Annotated in this window: 11 protein-coding genes and 2 pseudogenes; 5 read left to right on the top strand and 8 right to left on the bottom strand. The window is 70.1% G+C overall.

What is annotated here, in order from left to right:
* Positions 1-1,035 precede the first annotated feature (1,035 nt).
* Both ACY5KJ_RS11545 and ACY5KJ_RS11540 read left to right on the top strand, forming a co-directional pair.
* Positions 1,036-1,458 (top strand): TOBE domain-containing protein, encoded by a 423-nt coding sequence (locus ACY5KJ_RS11545; protein WP_462187578.1) that lies wholly within the window; start codon positions 1,036-1,038, stop codon positions 1,456-1,458.
* A 91-nt stretch (positions 1,459-1,549) separates the two neighbouring features.
* Positions 1,550-2,695 carry a site-2 protease family protein gene (locus ACY5KJ_RS11540; RefSeq protein ID WP_462187579.1) on the top strand — a complete coding sequence of 382 codons (1,146 nt, stop codon included), beginning with the start codon at positions 1,550-1,552 and terminating at the stop codon, positions 2,693-2,695.
* Between the two features lie 49 nt (positions 2,696-2,744).
* On the opposite strand, the gene ACY5KJ_RS11535 is transcribed toward ACY5KJ_RS11540, so the two are convergent.
* From ACY5KJ_RS11535 to ACY5KJ_RS11510, 6 genes and pseudogenes are all read right to left on the bottom strand, one after another.
* Positions 2,745-3,257, bottom strand: coding sequence for a hydrogenase maturation protease (locus ACY5KJ_RS11535; RefSeq protein ID WP_462187580.1), 513 nt, complete (start codon positions 3,255-3,257; stop codon positions 2,745-2,747).
* Positions 3,215-4,494: pseudogene (locus tag ACY5KJ_RS11530) on the bottom strand (Ni/Fe hydrogenase subunit alpha). The gene ACY5KJ_RS11535 and the pseudogene ACY5KJ_RS11530 overlap by 43 nt, the downstream one beginning before the upstream one ends.
* On the bottom strand, positions 4,481-5,311 hold the full coding sequence (locus tag ACY5KJ_RS11525) for an NADH-quinone oxidoreductase subunit B family protein (protein ID WP_462203348.1): 831 nt from the start codon (positions 5,309-5,311) through the stop codon (positions 4,481-4,483). Before ACY5KJ_RS11525 ends, ACY5KJ_RS11530 begins: the two are co-directional and overlap by 14 nt.
* Positions 5,311-6,234, bottom strand: a complete 924-nt coding sequence (locus ACY5KJ_RS11520; RefSeq protein ID WP_462187582.1) for an FAD/NAD(P)-binding protein — start codon at positions 6,232-6,234, stop codon at positions 5,311-5,313. The genes ACY5KJ_RS11525 and ACY5KJ_RS11520 overlap by 1 nt, the downstream gene beginning before the upstream one ends.
* Entirely contained in the window at positions 6,206-6,673 is a 468-nt protein-coding gene (locus ACY5KJ_RS11515) for a cyclic nucleotide-binding domain-containing protein (protein WP_462187583.1), read from the bottom strand. Before ACY5KJ_RS11515 ends, ACY5KJ_RS11520 begins: the two co-directional genes overlap by 29 nt.
* A pseudogene (locus ACY5KJ_RS11510) lies at positions 6,660-7,831 on the bottom strand (4Fe-4S dicluster domain-containing protein). The gene ACY5KJ_RS11515 and the pseudogene ACY5KJ_RS11510 overlap by 14 nt, the downstream one beginning before the upstream one ends.
* Positions 7,832-7,914: 83 nt before the next feature.
* Between ACY5KJ_RS11510 and ACY5KJ_RS11505 the strand changes: the two are divergent.
* Both ACY5KJ_RS11505 and ACY5KJ_RS11500 read left to right on the top strand, forming a co-directional pair.
* Positions 7,915-8,091 carry a hypothetical protein gene (locus ACY5KJ_RS11505; RefSeq protein ID WP_462203347.1) on the top strand — a complete coding sequence of 59 codons (177 nt, stop codon included), beginning with the start codon at positions 7,915-7,917 and terminating at the stop codon, positions 8,089-8,091.
* Positions 8,075-8,992 carry an NUDIX domain-containing protein gene (locus ACY5KJ_RS11500; protein ID WP_462187584.1) on the top strand — a complete coding sequence of 306 codons (918 nt, stop codon included), beginning with the start codon at positions 8,075-8,077 and terminating at the stop codon, positions 8,990-8,992. Before ACY5KJ_RS11505 ends, ACY5KJ_RS11500 begins: the two co-directional genes overlap by 17 nt.
* A 71-nt stretch (positions 8,993-9,063) precedes the next feature.
* Here ACY5KJ_RS11500 and ACY5KJ_RS11495 read toward each other — a convergent pair whose 3' ends face one another.
* Together ACY5KJ_RS11495 and ACY5KJ_RS11490 are read right to left on the bottom strand one after the other, a co-directional pair.
* Complete coding sequence (locus ACY5KJ_RS11495) at positions 9,064-9,774, bottom strand: DUF1918 domain-containing protein (RefSeq protein ID WP_462187585.1); 711 nt, start codon at positions 9,772-9,774, stop codon at positions 9,064-9,066.
* A 154-nt stretch (positions 9,775-9,928) separates the two neighbouring features.
* Positions 9,929-10,369, bottom strand: coding sequence for an Hsp20/alpha crystallin family protein (locus ACY5KJ_RS11490; RefSeq protein WP_462187586.1), 441 nt, complete (start codon positions 10,367-10,369; stop codon positions 9,929-9,931).
* A 548-nt stretch (positions 10,370-10,917) separates the two neighbouring features.
* On the opposite strand from ACY5KJ_RS11490, the gene ACY5KJ_RS11485 reads away from it, so the two are divergent.
* Positions 10,918-11,817: a universal stress protein gene (locus tag ACY5KJ_RS11485; RefSeq protein WP_462203346.1), complete on the top strand. Its 900-nt coding sequence runs from the start codon at positions 10,918-10,920 to the stop codon at positions 11,815-11,817.
* Positions 11,818-12,061: the final 244 nt, after the last annotated feature.

The following is a 12,061-nucleotide window of genomic DNA, read 5'->3' as shown; positions in this document are numbered from 1 at the left end:
GAGGAACGGTCCCTTCAACGTCGTTGACCGACGCCCGTTCCGGAGCACTCCAGCCGCGGTTCCAGCGCGAGGGATGCGCACCCCTACGGGGTAGTCCGACACCGGAAGCGGGGGTACCCCTTCTAGTCCCCTCATCGGGAGGTGTGCCATGGCCGCGAACATTCTCGGCTTCCCTGAACCACCATTCCCTGCAGGCAGGTCGGGAATACGGATGGCGGGTCAGGAATACGGATGACGGGGACAGCCGGGTACAGCGGAAGCAGCCCTACGAGCCCTCCGCGAGCCCGCTACGGGGTTAGTCCGGGGTTAGCTCGGGGGGGTTAGTCTGGGGGTAGTCCGGCTTGGGCGCCGGTTCCACCGTCGGCAGCCGCTGCCGCCGGCCATCGGCCGTCGGCGGCCGTGATTCTCCGCGGCTCGGCTACCCGGTCGGCTGCCTGGGGCAGCCGCTCGGACGGCCCGCCGAGAGTTGCCGTTGTTTAATGTTGTGCGCTTTCGTTGCTTCAACACGATTGCCCGATGTCATACGACGATGATCTGTTGTTGCGGGGGTGGACGCCAGTCGGATGATCGGCGGGGGTGCCGCCGAGGGATGCTGGGATTTCTTTGGGTCGCAGACGTGAGTGGACCGGGCGCGGGCGACCTGGCGCCCACGCCGGCGGTGAGATAGGTGTGTTGTCTGGCATGACAGTGGGTAGTGGTGGGGTTTCTGGCGATATTACCTGCCCACCTGTTGTGCCAAGGCAGTGTTCCTGTCGGTGCGGGTCGCCTACGTGCGGGAGGCCGGACTCTCGGGGTCGATGGTCGACATCGACCTGTTCGGGGTAGGCGAACCGGTGGCACCGGAGCGCCCGCGCCCCCGAGGCGGGCGGTGCGACCCGCACGGACCGATCAGGCGCGACCGCCTGTCGGGCATCACTTGTCCGCAGGACCCTTCTGCACGGCTCTTCTGCGGGTCGAGGCATGTACGCGGCACAGACGGGCGGGTAGGAGTTGACTGACGGCACCTGGCGGCACCCGAGAGGACGAGGTGGACCGATGAGCCTGAGCATTCGCAACCGACTGACCGGAACCGTCACCGACATCACCGAAGGTGCGGTGATGAGCACCGTGACTGTCGACCTCTCCGGCGGGCAGACCGTCACCGCCGCGGTGACCCTTGATGCGGTCAAGGACCTCGACCTCTCGGTGGGGGCCACCGTCGAGATTCTGATCAAGTCCACCGAGGTGGCGCTGGCCACGGGCAGCGTGGATGGTCTGAGCATCCGTAACCGGCTGCGCGGCACGGTGTCCAGCCTGGAGACCGGCGGTGCCATGGCCGTCGCGCATATCGCCCTCGATGGTGGCGGCGAGCTCACCGCGGCGATCACCCTGGCCGCCGCGACCGACCTCGGTCTGGCCGCGGGTTCCTCGGTGACCGCCCTGGTCAAGTCGACGGAGGTGGCCCTCGCGGCAGCCTGACGGGACAGCCTGACGGGGCCGGCCCCGCGTCCAACCGCGGAGTCGAGCCGGGTCTTGGTCCCGGGGCACGTTCGAACAGGGGAGAGACGCTGTGCGGGCGACCTTCATGGTGGGACGGATCGCTGGAGTCCGGATCGGGGTCCACTGGAGCGTGCTGCTCATCTTCGGCATCATCGCGTTCGGCCTCGCGCAGGGCCGCCTCCCACAGGTGTACCCGGGCCATGCCCTGGTGGTGTACTGGTTGGCGGCCCTTGCCGCCGCGGTGGTTTTCTTCGCCTCGCTGCTCGCCCACGAGGTGGCGCACGCCCTGGTGGCCCGGCGCAACGGGGTGGCCGTGGACGACATCGTGTTGTGGCTGCTGGGCGGGGTGGCCCGGCTGAAGTCGGAGGCGTCGAGCCCGGCAGCGGAGCTGCGGATCGCGGGTGTCGGCCCACTCGTCAGCCTTCTGCTGGGCGGGCTCTTCGTGCTGGGCGCCTGGCTGCTCGCCCTGGCGTCCGCGCCCGAGCTCCTGGTCGAGGTGGTGGCCTGGCTGGCGGGCATCAACCTGCTGCTCGCCGTCTTCAACGCCTTTCCCGCCGCTCCGCTCGACGGTGGGCGGCTGCTGCGCGCCTTCCTGTGGTGGCGTACGGGAGATCGGCTGCGGGCGACCGCCGGGGCTACCGCAGCCGGACGCGTCCTCGGCTGGCTGCTCGTCGTTCTGGGACTCCTCGTGTTCATGAGAGGCGGCGGATTCGGCTGGCTCTGGCTGGCTCTGATCGGCTCGTTCCTCATCGCGGCCGCCACCGCCGAGGGACGGCAGGCGCAGTTGCGCGGTGTGCTCGCCGGCGTCCCGGTACATGACGCCATGACGACGAAGCCGCTCACGGTGCCCGCGGCCCTGACCGTCGCGAACCTGCTGGCCGGCCCGCTGTACCGGTACCGGCACTCGGCGTTCCCGGTGACCGGCGAGAACGGAGCCCCGGTCGGGCTGGTGACCCTGGACGGCGCCAAGCAGGTGCCGCCGGAGAAGAGCGGCACGGTAACGGTAAGCGAGGTGATGGTGCCACTGTCGCGGACCACCATCGCGGGTCCCGACGACCCGCTGGCGGATCTGCTGCCGCGCATGGAGCCCGGCGCCGAGCACCGCGTCCTGGTGATGGACCAGGGCAGACTCGTCGGGATCCTGTCGCTGTCGGACATCAGCCGCATGGTGACGTGGCTGATGAACGCCGCCCCCGGGCCGCGCGAAGTCCCGTGACCGAATCCCACCGCCAACGCGGGCCTTCGGCTACCGCGGTTGGCGGCGGTCAGCGGAGATCGTCGGGTTCCCTGGCGGCATAGATCGCTGTTTCGGCGCGGATGGCGGCGGCCACGTTGCGGGCCGCCGCCGCGACCTCGGGGCCGAGTCCGAGGCCTGCTGAGAAGGTATGGCCGGAGATTGCGTAGATGACGAGATGCCGGGGAAGCCGGCCGAGTGTTCGGCTGATCTCGATGGTGTCCGCGAGGCCGAGCGCGTGGGTCGATGGCCCGACGAGATCCGCCGGCAGTGTGCGGTCGTTGGCCGGTAGGCGGTGCACGGTTCCGGGCGGGGCCGCGGAATGGGCGGCGTCGATGATCCAGACGGCGTCGGCCCCTTCCCAGGCGGCAAACAGTCCTGTCGGCTCGCCGGCGCATTCGACCACGTCGACGCCAGGTGGGAGCGTGCAGCGTAGCTGATGCGCGACTGCCAGGCCGACGGCGTCGTCGTGTCGGTAGGGATTGCCGATCCCGATGACGGTCAGCCGTGCTCGATGTGGAGGGTCAGGAAGTGGGTTGCACATGAGATGCAGGGGTCGTAGTTGCGGATGGCCCGTTCGCAGCGCAGGGCGAGTTCGGGCTCTGGCAGGTCTATGAAGCGTTCCACCACGCCGCGCAGGTCTTCTTCGATCGGACGTTGGTTCTGGGCGGTTGGTGGCACGATCTTTGCGTCGAGGATGGTGCCGTTGTGGTCGATCGTGTAGCGGTGGTAGAGCAGGCCGCGGGGTGCCTCCGTGACCCCGTAGCCGGTTCCCGCCCGGGGCGGGGCCTCCAGCGCGGGGGGTCGGGCTCGGTGTAGTCCGCGATGATCCGCAGCGCCTCGTCGGCGGCGTGGACCATCTCGATGCAGCGCACGATGATGCTGCGGTAGGGGTTGCGCTCCGGTGGGCGCAGGCCGATCTCGGCGGCGGTCTCGCGGGCGGCGGGCGCCAGGCACTGCGCGCCCAGCGCGAAGCGAGCCAGCGGTCCGGTGAGGTAGGAGCCGCCCGCGGCCAGGGTCGAGTGCAGAGCGTTCGACCAGGGCACCTGTTCTTCGGTGAAGTGCCGGTCGTAGTCGGCCGGGGCGATGTCGAGGCCATCGGTGGAGGCGATCCGGCCGCGCTCAACGGGGTATTCGCCAGGTTGGTGGAGCGCGACGAAGGTCTGGTGGAGTTCGTCTTCGGGGAAGTCCAGGGCGGCGGTGAATCGGGCGATGTCTCGCGCCTGTTCCAGTTGCCCGACGAGCTCGGTCAGGTCGCGCCGGCGTGGTGCCCGGTACCAGCCGCCGACCCGCGCGTTGACGGGGTGGATCGCGCGGCCGCCGATGACCGTCATGAGCGTGTTGCCGGCCTTCTTCAGCGTAAGTCCCAGCTTGACCAGGGCGGGCTGGTCCTGGGCAAGGTGTAGTGCGCTGTCGTAGCCGAGGAAGTCCGGCAGGTGCAACAGGAAGACGTGTAGCGCGTGACTCTCGATCCATTCACCGCAGTAGATGAGCCGCCGTAGGGCGGCGGGTGGGCCGGTGACCGTGATGCCACAGATCTGTTCGATGGCTGCCAGCGCGCCCATCTGGTAGGCGACCGGGCAGATGCCGCAGATCCGGGCGGTGATGTCGGGTGGCTCGGTGTAGGCCCGGCCGCGGAGGAACGCCTCGAAGAAGCGCGGCGGTTCGAAGATCTTCAGGTGGGCCTCGTCCACCCGCCCGTCGATGATCTTGATTAGCAGCCTTCCTTCGCCCTCGACCCTGGTGAGCGGGGGAGGTGCGATGGTCCTAGTCGCGCGCATCGGTCTCACCGCTTCCCGAACCCTCGCCGGGGGCGTCGCGGAACGTCGGCGCGGCGGTGTTGAACGTCCGGAACACTCGGTCGACGTTGTCCTCGTTCATCCCGAGAACCCGTAGCTGGCGGATCAACGCGGGGGTGTTGGGGCTCTCCATCGGGCCGAAACAGCCGTAGCAGCCGCGGTGATAGGCCGGGCAGATCGCACCGCATCCGGCATGCGTGACCGGGCCGAGGCACGGCGTGCCGTGCGCGACCATCACGCACACCGTCCCGCGCCGTTTGCATTCGGTGCAGACGGAGGATGAGGATGAGGAGATGTTCGGGCGTCGGCGAGCGAGGAACGCGCTGATGACTTCGAGGAGCTGGCGAGGGTTGACCGGGCAGCCCTGGAGTTCGAAGTCCACCCGGACGTGCGTGGAGATCGGGGTGGAGGTCGCCAGCGTCGAGACGTACGCCGGGGTGGCGTAGACGGCCGCGAGGAAGTCGCCGACGTCGGCGAAGTTGCGGAGCGCCTGGATGCCGCCGGCGGTCGCGCAGGCGCCGATTGTGACCAGACGCCGAGACGCGGCCCGGACCTGCTGGATGCGTTCCACGTCCTGTTCGGTGGTGACCGAGCCCTCGACGAGGGAGAGGTCGTAGGGACCGTCGACGGTCGCGCTGGATGCCTCCAGGAAGTAGGAGACGTCGACCTCGCCGGTGAGCGAGAGCAGCTCATCTTCGCAGTTGAGCAGGGTGAGCTGGCAGCCGTCGCAGGAGGCGAACTTCCAGACGGCGAGCCGGGGCCTGGTTGGGCTGGTCGGCGTCGGCGTCGGCGTCGGCATCACAGCTCCCGGACGGCGAGCAACGGTTCCAGGCGGTCGTAGCCGCAGACCGGTCCGTCCAGGCAGAGCATCAGCGGGCCGAGCTGGCAGCGGCCGCAGTGGCCGAGGCCGCAGTGCATGTTGCGTTCCAGGGACAGGTGGATGCGGTCGGCGGGTACGCCGGCGTCGACCAGGGCCCGTGCGGTCAGCCGCATCATGATCTCGGGTCCGCAGGTGAACGCGACGGTTCTGGCCGGATCGAAACGCACGTGCGGGAGAAGGGTGGTGACGACGCCGACCCGGCCGTCCCATCCGGGCTGCGCACCGTCGACGGTCACCAGGGCTTGGAGGTCGGTGCGGTCCTGCCAACCGGCCAGCTCCCGGCGGTAGAGGATGTCCGCGGGTGTACGGGTGCCGGCGAGCACGACCACGTTGCCGTAGTCGGCGCGCCGTCGCAGGAGCTGCCGGACGACCGGCCGCAGCGGCGCCAGCCCGAGCCCGCCCGCGACCACGACGACGTCCAGCCCGGCGGCGGCGCCTACCGGCCAGCCTCGCCCAAACGGGCCACGCACCCCGAGGACGTCGCCCGGGCGGGACGCGCAGATCGCTTCCGTCACCGCGCCGACCGCTCGGACGGTGTGCACAAGCGGGCCGTCGGTACCAGCCGTCACGGAGTCGTCGACCATCACGGAGTCGTCGACCGTCGCGAGGTCATCGCCTGTCGCCGGGCCGCAGCCCGTCACGGACAAGGGGACCTCGCCGACGCCGAAAGCGTAGACCATGGTGAACTGGCCGGGTGCGGCGATGATCGGAGCGCCGGAGAGCGGTGCGAGTTCCAGGGTCCACGTGTCACCCGTCTCCTGGTGGCGGCGGGTCACCCGGAACGGCCGAGGGGTCATCTCCCCGGCCGCGCCGTCAGCCCTGGCCCGGGTTTGCGTAGACATCGAGCAGCCGCAACCGGGTGGCCTGCAGGCGCTCGATGAGCACCTGCGCAAGGTGGGACAGCACGTCGTAGCCCAGTGCCGGGTCCTGGGAGAACTTCCCGCGGAGGCAGGCACCGTCGATGGCGGTGGCGCGGACCAGCGAGAGGGCACGGGCGTCGAAATGGAGCCGGTACGGCGGGAACAGCCAGGACCAGCCCACCACATTGCCGGCTCCGACGGTCTCGATGGGGACCAGACCCCGGGTCGGGACGAAGGTTTCGATCGCGACCGTGCCGTGCCGGATGACGTAGAGGGTGTCGGCCGGGTCGCCTTCCCGCAGGAGTACGTCGCCCGGGCGGAAGACGGCGTGCCGGGCGCACCCGGCGAGGAGGGCGAGGTGGTCCGGGTGCATACCGGCGAAGACGCCGACCTCGCCGAGCGGTGCCTCAACCGACGTCATCGCCGGCCGCGGAGTTCGCCCGAATGGCGGTCAGTTCCTCGGTGACGTCGATGCCGACGGGGCACCAGGTGATGCACCGTCCGCAGCTGACGCATCCGGACGTTCCGAACTGGTCGTGCCAGGTGCCGAACTTGTGGGTCAACCACTGGCGGTAACGGGAGCGTCCGGAGGCACGGACGTTGCCGCCGTGGATGTAGGAGTGGTCCAGCGAGAAGCAGGACTCCCAGCTGCGCCAGCGCTCCGCCTCACTTCCGGTGAGGTCGCTGACGTCCTCCACCGAGGTACAGAAGCAGGTTGGACACACCATTGTGCAGTTGCCGCAGCTCAGGCACCGCTGCGCCACCTCGTCCCACCGTGGATGTTCGAGGTTGTCCGCGAGCAGGTCACGCAGGTCGGCCGCGTCGACGGTGCGTCCCATCCGGCCGGCCGCCCCGTCCACGGCGGCTTGGGCCGCGCTACGGTCGGCGGCTTCGGCCGGGCGCCCGGCCAGCTCGCCCAGTATCTCGACGCCCCGAGGGGTGCCCGCCTCGACGAGCAACCGGTGGTCACTGGCCAGGATTTCGCTGAGGACCAGGTCGTAGCCCTCCCGCACCGCCGGGCCCGTGTTCATCGACACGCAGAAGCAGGTCCCACCCGGCTCGTGGCAGTTCACCGCGACGATGAACACATCGCGGCGGCGAGCAGCGTAGTCGCGGTCGGCGTGGCGCCCCCCGAGCAGGATCCGGTCCTGGATCGCGATGGCCTGCAGCTCACAGGAACGGACGCCGAGGAATGCCACCGCTGCCCGCGGTAGCGGTTCCTCCGCCACCTCGAAGCCGCCACCTCGAAGCCGCCATCGCCGAAGCCGCCATCGCCGTGGCGGCGGGTCTTCAGCAGGCGCAGCCGGGGCGGCAGCAGGTTCTGCTTCCACGAATGCGGCCCCACCGCGTAACCGAACAGCGCCGCGTCGCGACGACGCTCGAGCCGGTAACGACCAGCCTCCTGGACATCGGTCCACCCCGCCGGGAGCTGCGCCGCGCTACTGATCTCGTCGTAGACGATCGCGCCGTCCCGCACCGTCGGGCCGACGACCTGGTACCCGCGTGCACGCAGCACATCGACGAGCGTCCCGAGCACCGCCGGCTCGACGATGAGCTCGGCCACACCTGCGTTCGTCACCCCACCCTCCACCCCCCGGACAGCGATAACCTTCTGTAGCGAGTTCCATACCCCTGGGTGCCGTCGGGGAACATGCGCTTCAGATGGGGATCTCCGCCCTGGTAGCGGTGGACGCTGCGGACGGCCCGACCGCGATCCGCGCCACCGGCGGCGGGTTGTCGACCGGGCCGTGCTGGACCGGGCCTTGCTGGGATGTGCCTGTCCTCCTGGCGCCGCGGCGGCTGGAGTCGAAGACTGGACGGTATGAAGTCGTCGGCTGATCCCTGGGATAGGCCGGTACGGGTCGTCGGTGCCGCCGGTGGGGTGCTGTGGCGGCCCACGCGGGACGGGCGGCAGATCGCGGTCGTGCACCGGCCGCGGTATGACGACTGGTCCCTGCCCAAGGGCAAGCTGCGCCGGCGAGAACATCCGTTGCTCGGCGCGTTGCGGGAGGTCGAGGAGGAGACTGGTTGCCGGGCCAGGCTCGGGCCCCCGCTCGGCGAGTACCGCTACCTGACGGACGGCGGCAGGACGGTGAAGGCGGTCCGGTACTGGGGGATGCAGGCCCGTTCCGGCACGTTCGTCCCCACCCGGGAGGTGGACAGGCTTGCCTGGCTGGCGAAGGGGGAGGCGGCTCGCCGGGTCAGCTACGACACCGACCGCCAGGTGCTCGCCGAGTTTGGTCGGCTGCCGGCGCCGACGGCCGCGCTCGTCGTCATCCGCCACGTTCGGGCCGCCCACCATCGGCGCTGGGACGGGCCCGACCAGCTACGCCCGCTCGACGAGCGCGGCCGGGCCCAGGCGAGCGCACTGGTGCCGCTGCTGACCAGCCTGGGGATTCGCCTGCTGATCAGCGCCGACCTACCCTGCTGCACCGCCACGCTCGCCCCGTACGCGCACACGGCCGGGCTCGCCATCGAACCGGAGCCGACGCTGGCGGACACCGGATATCCCGGATCGGAGGCGAGGGTGGTCGCTACCTTGATGGGGCTGGCGGCGTCCGGGACGCCGCCAGCGGTCTGTAGCCAGCGCACCATCATTGCCGACCTGCTCCGACGACTCCTGGACGGCTGGTGCTGGCCGATCCCGGACCAGCTCGGGGTACGGGAAGGCGGCTTCTGGCTGCTGCACTGCCATCCCGGCAGGCTGGTCGCAGCGGAACGTCACGATCCCGTAGTATGATTCGCCTGACGGTGCGTGTTCGTCACGCATGCAGAGCTGAACCCGTCATCCTTTTCAGCCGGTGCCGCTTTTCAGCCGGTGCCGCTGCGGGCCTCCTCGGGAGGGTGGCGGACCTCGGAGTCCGGTCCCGGGTAGACGAAGCTGACGTGCCCGGTGTCGGACCAGCGGACAGTGAACGGGGGGTCGCCGGCCGGCGAGCGCACCTCAAGGATCTCCCCAATGCGGTCCGGTTGCGTGACGGTGGGACGGTGGACAACCAGGGTGTCGCCGGGATGGGCGCGCATCGCCCTACGTCGGGGCGGCAGTCCGGGCGCCGGCTCGACGGGCTCCTCGCCGGTGGTAGCCAGCGGTGGGGCCTCGCGGTGGGGGGCAAAGACCTCATCGGCGAGCGGGTGTACCAGCTCGGCCATCTCATGCTCGGTGCGGATGAGCAGATCGTCGACGGACAGCAGGCCGACGAGCCGGCGGCCGTCGACGACCGGGAGCCGGCGGATCGCGTGGTCACGGAAGATTTCGTAGGCCCGTTCGAGGTCGACGCCGGACGGCACGGTGATGACCTCGGTGGTCATGAGGGCGTCGATCCGGCTGTCCGTCAGGATACCGCGGGCAACGCCACGTAGCACGATGTCGCGGTCGGTGACGATTCCGGCCAGGCGATCGTTCTCCATGACGAGGAGCGCGCCCACGCCCTGCCGTTCCATCTGCGCCGCCGCGTCCCGGATCGTGGTGGACCGCTCCACGGTGACCGGCCGCCGGACGATCGTGCTACGGATGTCGGCCATGCTTACCCCCTCCAGGAAGGTGCTTGCCCCTGATGGTGACTCCTGGCTCCCCACACGGGAGGAGAAGCGGGCCGGCACCCGGGTGGGTAATAACGTCGCCCGGGGCCGCAGTCGGCCGGAGAGTTCGGGCCCTGCGACCGGGCATCGTCGGGCGTCAGCCCTGCTCAACTGTGATCTTCCGGCCGGACGTCTCGGCTGGCTCGACCGGAGCGCGGACTTCCAGGATGCCGTCCTTATAGGTCGCGGCTGCCCGGTCCGCCTTCGCCCCGGGCGGAAGCGCCACGGAACGACTGAACGCGCCATAGCGGAACTCGGTGCGGTACCCGCCGAGAGCCTTCTGACTTCTCGCCTCGTGCCGTTCGGCGTGTACCGCCAGCGTCCCTTCGGAGACGGTGACATCGACGTCTTTGTCTGGGTCGACGTCGGGGATCTCGGCGCGCAGGACGTAGGCGTCGTCCTCGGTGTACTCCTCGACCGGAACGTCAGCCCCGCGCCGGCCGACCAGCTCCGCCGCGGACGTCCGTGCCTGCGACCAGGGCAGACCCAACAGATCGAACCAGTTCCGCCGGGGACGCTGGCGTTCCATGCTCGCCATCTGGTTGCTCCTTCCTGGCGGCCGGCGGCTGCCCGGCCCAGCCGGCACCGCACACGCCCGCCTGCCGGACGCCGCCGGCCCGGTGTAGACGGGTCCAGATTCCACCGGATGAGCGTCGCCAGACGGTCACCGAGTCGCGCGGATAGGGTCACAATCTTCTCTTCTCCATAGAAGAATGCAGATCGTCACCTAGTGTGTCCTGTCTGACCACTTTCAGTCTCTACCCACGCTTGGCTCGCCCGAACCACAGACCGGCCAGCTCCAGGCCCACGACGGGCTAGCTCACCCCGGCCGCTCCACCTCGACAGGACGCCGATGATCGCCATCTATCCGCTCAGCCCGATCGCACACAGCTGCGGGCTGGATATCACCGCGTTGAGCTACCAGGACGGGCCCGGGAGTGAGGGGTTCGTCGAGGGGTTCGTCGCGGTGCAGCCGGTTCGCTTGGCCGTTACCGCGAATCAGAACAGAATGCGATCATTTACTTACTAGACGTAACCTACCTCACGTACGAGGCTGAACAGGGTGGGCACGTGGAAGGCGATCAGGTGGAAGCTGATTTCGTCCCGCAGGCGGAGATCGTCGTCGGGATCGACGGATCCGCGGACGCCGAGCGGGCGTTGCGCTGGGCGGTGGACGCTGCACGACTGCGGGACGCTCGCGTACGGGCGGTGCTGGTGTGGGCGGCCGCCGGACCACCGCACGAGCGATCGAAGCCGCCGTCGGCCACGTCCCCGGAGCACCCGTGCTGGACGGCGCAGTGGCTGCTACACGATGTCGTGGAGCGGGTCCGCAAGGACGAACCGGCGGCGCGGATCTTCGAACGGACCGTCTACGGGGCCCCGGTACAGATGCTGCTGGCCGAGTCCGACCGGGCGGCCATGCTCGTCCTCGGCGCCCATGGGGCAAGCCGGACGCAGCGGAGGCTGACCGGCTCGGTCAGCCTCGCCTGCGTGCACGACGCGGCGGTCCCGGTCGTGGTTGTCCACGGCGAGCGGGGCAGGAGCCGGCCCGGCCCCGTCGTCGTCGGGGTGGACGGGTCCGCCGCCTCGGTGGACGCGCTGGCCTGGGCCGCAGGCGAGGCAGCGATGCGCCGGGCTCCACTGCGCGTCGTGCATGTGTGGGAGCCGCTGCCGGCAACCCTCACCGGGCGGGTGGGCCTCGGCGACGAGGCGTTTCGCGATGCCGCGCAGGCTGTTCTGGACGAGTCAGCGAACGCGGGCCTGGCCGGCTGGGAGGGCATCGGGGTGGAAACCGGCCTGATTGTGGGCAACGCCGCCTACGGCCTGATCAACGCGGCGGCGCGCGCCCAGCTGCTTGTGGTGGGCGCCCGGGGCCGCGGCGGCTTCGCCGAGTTGCTGCTCGGTTCCACCAGCTCCCAGTGCGTGCTGCATGCCGCCTGCCCGGTCGCCGTCGTTCGCCCGCCGCGCCGGCGTCACCGAAGCTGACGGCCGGGCCGCGGGGGAAGTCACCGGCGAACGAGGTACCGGCCCGGCAGAGCGGGCAGGCACAGTAGTGACCAAAGCTTCACCGTATGCTTTCGCCTGGATCAGGGTTTCGATATGAAACTGCTCGCTACGCGGCACCGGGCATCCCTCCACCTGGCACCCGCTACCCCCGCACCGCCCGACGCCTCCCGCCCGGGCCCGTCCCGCACGGCCGTGTCCGCAGCCGACCTCGGGCTGCTGCTGC

The sequence above is a fragment of the Frankia sp. CcWB3 genome (assembly GCF_977927595.1).
This window is presented reverse-complemented; position numbering and strand designations above follow the sequence as displayed.